This window comes from Synechococcus sp. R6-7 (assembly GCF_047461695.1).
In the GTDB taxonomy this organism is placed as follows: Bacteria; Cyanobacteriota; Cyanobacteriia; order Thermostichales; family Thermostichaceae; genus Thermostichus.
The window spans coordinates 1-802 of the sequence record NZ_JANSHS010000189.1; the positions used below are offsets into that span (position 1 = coordinate 1).

2 protein-coding genes are annotated in these 802 nt (G+C 58.2%); both read right to left on the reverse strand.

The genetic code is table 11. The features are described 5' to 3' along the window. Window positions 1–171: 171 nt before the first annotated feature. Window positions 172–489, reverse strand: a complete 318-nt coding sequence (locus NW815_RS06430; RefSeq protein WP_414390046.1) for a hypothetical protein — start codon at window positions 487–489, stop codon at window positions 172–174. An 18-nt stretch (window positions 490–507) separates the two neighbouring features. Then, a complete protein-coding gene (locus tag NW815_RS06435; RefSeq protein ID WP_414390047.1) occupies window positions 508–711 on the reverse strand; it encodes a hypothetical protein in 204 nt (67 codons plus the stop codon). Window positions 712–802 lie beyond the last annotated feature (91 nt).

Genomic DNA, 802 nt, shown 5'->3' on the forward strand with positions numbered 1-802 from the left:
CAGCAGTGTTCAGCGTAAATGTATCAGCTCATTTCCAACCTGCTCCAAATTTCCATCCTGCTGCTCCGCAACGCTTGCGCAGAAGGGCGTGGGCGGGATCTGGACTGCAACCGCCCGCTGGAGCTGGGATCCCTGTCGGGATGGCTAGACCCGGAACCGTCTGTGGTTGCGCTAGGTTCCCACCGGACTTGCCCAGACCCAGATGGCGACCATCCCATCCCAGAGCAACAGAAGCAGAGCAAAACATCCTAGGAGCCCGTACATCCAAGGCTGAACGTAGGGGCGCAGCCCGCCAATCTCCAGTTGAGCGTGCCGTCGAATCTCAGCCAACAGCTGCTTGAACCTGGTCACCCGCATCGGCAAAAGTACGCGATCCCCCCCTCGGCTGACCAAGTAATACACCATACCACCCTGGCTGGTGGAGCGGGGCTCAATGCGCTCGATATCGGCCCACCGGATCTGCCACTCCTGCCGCACAAAAGGCGGCACCCAACTGGGGTAGGTGGCCTACATGCCCTCTTCGTCCAACTGAATCTGCTGGCTCAGGGATCCCAGGACTACCCCCCATCCCAGCAGCAGAGCAATCCAAAGGGATCCCAGCTCAAGAGGTGTTGCCTGTTGCCGAGCCAGCAGGATGGGTAGGGGCAGAACCAGTCCCCAGTACAGAGCCTGCACAGCGCAGCGAATTAAGGGAGAGATGGGGAAGGTCATCGTCGGCAAGATGAGGCTGGCTTTATCAAACTTAAGATAGCGCTAGATAGCGCTTAAAAAGGCACCTGATACATTTACGCTGAACACTGCT

Bases quoted from the DNA above. Each gene is read 5' to 3' on its own strand.
- NW815_RS06435 (WP_414390047.1), bottom strand. From the start codon at position 711: ATGACCTTCCCCATCTCTCCCTTAATTCGCTGCGCTGTGCAGGCTCTG.